The 3,814-nt window shown below is 73.4% G+C and carries 2 protein-coding genes; both read right to left on the minus strand.

Features of this window, described 5'->3' with window-relative positions; all coding sequences use genetic code 11:
• Positions 1-89: 89 nt before the first annotated feature.
• On the minus strand, positions 90-1,688 hold the full coding sequence (locus tag DLJ47_RS33730; RefSeq protein WP_109906218.1) for a ricin-type beta-trefoil lectin domain protein: 1,599 nt from the start codon (positions 1,686-1,688) through the stop codon (positions 90-92).
• A gap of 224 nt (positions 1,689-1,912) precedes the next feature.
• The coding region (locus tag DLJ47_RS33735; protein ID WP_446723640.1) for a hypothetical protein at positions 1,913-3,814 on the minus strand (1,902 nt) is incomplete at its 5' end.

Here is a 3,814-nt window from a genome sequence, read left to right on the forward strand (position 1 = left end):
CCCGCCGCCCAGGGCCGCGCACGTTCAGCGAAAGAGTGGCCATTCCGCGCGGAATGGCCACTCTTTCGCTGTACGGGGAGGAGTGGGGATCAGTAGACCCGGGAGCCGATGAAGTCGTCGTGACCGTAGCCGACCGGGTTGGCGAAGTTGCGGGACTCGAACGACCACTGCTGCCGGGTGCTCGTCGAGCAGGTGGCCAGCCGCAGCCGGGGGCTGCCCAGCCACGGGCTGTCGAACGCCAGGCACAGGTTGGTGTTGCCGGCCGCCTTGAGCTGGTTGCCGGCCAGCACGAACTTCTGGTTGGCGCCACCGTGGCAGTCGTAGATGTTGACAGCGGTGCCGGCGCTCAGCGTGCCGCCGGCCACGTCCAGGCAGCGGTCGTGGGAGAGCTCGGAGTGCAGCGACTGCCGCGTCGGGTCGTACCAGAAGCCCTGGTTGCGCCCACCGTGGCAGCCGTACGACTGCTGCGGGGTGCCGTTGCGCGAGTCGTAGCCCTTGCCGTCCACGCAGGTGCCGGTGGCGACGTTGCGCAGCTGCTTGAATTCGAACAGCCCCGGGTAGAGCACGCCGCCGCCGGTGCTGGCCGGGTCGACGCAGGTGGCCCGCTGCTGGCCGGAATTCCAGAACTGGGTGATGCACTGGGCGAACATGCCGTGCCCCCGGTAGTTCGGGTGGAACGACTGCCGGGCCGCGTTCTCGTCCCAGATGCCGACCTCGATGTAGAGGCCGCGGACCGAGGTGTTGTCGGTGCACACCTCGTGCCCGTGGAAGAGCCGGCTGGCGTCCAGGTAGCGGGTGCCGGTGTTGGTGGCCGCCGCCCGGATCGCCGTCTCGAACAGCGGCACCGCCTTGTTCCGGGCGAACGCCGCGTCGGCCAGGTAGAGCAGGCAGCCGCCGGCGTACCAGCCGGGGAAGTTCGGGTTGTCCTCCACGTCCGGGCTGCCCGGGCTCGGGTACGACATGAGCACGAGCTCGTAGTCCGTCCGCAGGTAACCCGCGTCGGTCATGGTCCGCCGGATGTCGGTGATCGCGTCCTCGACCGCCCGCCGGCTGCCGTCGGTGCGGACCGTCCACTGGTCGGTGTACGTGGGGTAGCACGGGCCCTGGAAGAAGACCCGGCGGATGGTGCAGTCGGTGGCGACCGGGCCGAACTGGATCGTGCCGTCGCCGTTCGCGCCGACCACCACCCAGATCAGCTTGAGGTGCGTGTTCCGTGCCTTGATCGCCAGGTGGTCGCCCTGGTTCAGCTCGTTGTGCTGGGTCGGCCCGCCCCGGATCAGGTTCCACGGGGTCGCCCCGGAGCAGGCGATGTTGTACTTCTCGTCGGCGGCGATGCCGGTGCGGAACACCGCCTGGTCGTACGAGCGGTCGCACCAGTTGCCGGGTTCGTGGGTGCCGGGGACGTAGTTGCCCACCCCCTCACCCGAGATCTCGCTGTCGCCCATGGTGATCAGCGCGGTGCGGCGCTGTTCGATCGGGCGGATGGCGGGCGTGCCGTAGAGCGCGGTGGCCTCGGCGGCACGGATCGCCTCCAGGTTCGCGGGGAGTGGCTGGATGGCCGGGCGGTCCGCCGCGGTGGCGGGGGTGGCCGGACCGGCGAGCATCGGCAGGACGAGAGCGGCGGCGAAGACGGCGGTGAGGGTCCGTCGTCGGGTCGCACGTTCGCGCCTGGCAGGGGAACCAAGCATCGACGCACTCCTTTCGCCTCGATCGTGGGATGTCGATCGAGTTACCGGAAGGTAACGCGCGTGATGCAGGTATGTGAATACGTCTCAGAATCGTTGCGCGCGGTCTGCCGAACCGGGCCATCCCGGCAATCCGCCCTGCGGCCGGCCAGGCGGGACCCTCCCGCTCGCCCGGCGGGCGGCAGTCGGCCGTCGCGCTCAGCGGAGGGGGCGGTGGGGCTTCGCGCTCAGCCGGCGGGTGGCAGCGCGTAGCCGACGTAGCCGCGGAACTCCAGCCGCCAGCCGGGCGGCACCAGCCGGGTGCAGGCCGGTCGGCTGCCCGTGCAGACGATCGCGTCCACCGACGCCGGGTCGGCCGGCGGGCGTTCCGGCAGCACCGACTGGAGCGCGACCAGGTCCGGCGGCCGGCCGTCCGGCTCGCGCAGCAGCAGCCACCAGGGGTACTCCCAGTTGTCGTTCTGCTGCACCAGGCCGATCCGGCGGGCGTCGGCCGCGCGGACCGCCTCCGCCGCCCAGCGGAACTCCGCCGCCCACTGCGGGCGCCGCAGGAAGCGGGTCTCCCAGTCGCCGGTGGTGAAGACCGAACCGGTGCCCACCAGCCGGCGCGGGAAGCCGTACGACACCGCGAGCACCCCGGCCAGCGCGCTGGTCGCCAGCACGGCGACCGCGAGCCCCAGCGCCACCGAACGCCGCCCGGCCGCACCGCCCTCCGGGCCAACGGTGGCGGCCTCCGGCCCGGCCGTGGCGGCCCCCGGCGCCGCGGTGGCAGTTCCGCTGTCGGCGGCGGTGGACCGGCGGCGGAACAGCGCGTCCAGCCAGACGCCGGCCAGCGGCACGGCCAGCACCAGCGCGTAGAGCAACAGCCGGTTGCCCCACGGCTGCCACTTGATCATCGCGGTGTGCAGCAGCACGGCGCTCACCACCACCACCGCGTACGCGCGCAGCGTCCCGGCCCGCTCCGGGCTCAGCCGGCCGGGCCGGGCCAGCGCGAACCCCGCCCCGAGCAGCGCCAGCGCGCCGGCCAGCGGGAAGGCCACCCGATCCTCGTCCGGATACCAGGACGGCACCGGGAAGGTCTCCCGCCCGAACGTGGTGGCCCGGTCCTGCGGGTCCACTCCGATCAGCCCGGCCACGCCGACGATCGCCTCCGCGCCGGCCCGGCGCAGCGGCGCCAGCGGCGTGTCGAACGCGGTGTGCCCGATCCGCAACGCGTTGACCAGGATGGACCCGGGATCGTGCCGCTCCATCGGGATGGACTCGCGCAGCCGGGGCGGGCCGAGCGGGTGACCGAACTCGACGGTCACCCGGGCCAGGAACGGGCCGACCACCGCCGCGGCGACGGTGAGGATCAGCAGCGACCCGGCCACCGTACGGGCCGTGCCGCCCACCCGGGCCGCGGGCCGGTCGAGGTACGCCAGGCGCAGCTGAGCGAGGCCCCAGAGCACCAGCAGCGGACCGACCGCGATCAGCCCGCTGGTCTTCGTCACCGCTGTCAACCCGGTGGCCACGCCCAGCCCGAACAGGGTGCCCGGCCCGGTCCGTCGGTGCAGCCAGTCCAGCGCCAGGGTGGCCACGCAGGCCACCCAGGCGGCGCAGACCAGGTCGGTCTGCGTGCTGGTCGCCTGCAGCGCCACCATCGGCGTGGTGGCCAGCACGAACGCGGTGAGCAGTTGAGCCCGCCGGCCGCCGCCGAGCTGGGCGGTGATCCGGCTGCCGACCAGCAGACAACCCACCATCGCCGCCCACTGCACCAGGTTGTGCAGCGCGTCCCCGCCGGTGAACAGGCGCAGGTGCAGCAGCAGGTACTCGGCCCCCGGCGGGATGGTCACCTGCCGGTGGATAGCGGTCGGCCAGAAGTCCAGGTCGCCCTGCGCCACCCAGCGCTCCACCTTGGGCAGGTGGTAGGTCTGCGAGTCGAAGTTGTTCGGCTCGGCCAGCAGCGCGACCAGCAGCTCGACCAGGACCAGCCCGCCCACGGTGCCGGCGAGCAGCCGCTCGCCCCGACCCGCCGTACGCCACCACCCGCTCAGCCGGGTCGACCAGCCGGCGCGGCCCGGTCCCCCGGAGCCGACCACGGCGGCCGGGCGGGTCGGCCGGAGCCCGGCGGCGGGCGGCGGGCCGGCGGGCTC

The sequence above is a fragment of the Micromonospora sp. S4605 genome, from assembly GCF_003176715.1.
GTDB lineage: Bacteria > Actinomycetota > Actinomycetes > Mycobacteriales > Micromonosporaceae > Micromonospora > Micromonospora echinaurantiaca.

What these genes read in the sequence shown, in the direction of transcription:
- DLJ47_RS33730 (WP_109906218.1), bottom strand. Translation starts at nt 1,688, where the DNA reads ATGCTTGGTTCCCCTGCCAGGCGCGAACGTGCGACCCGACGACGGACC.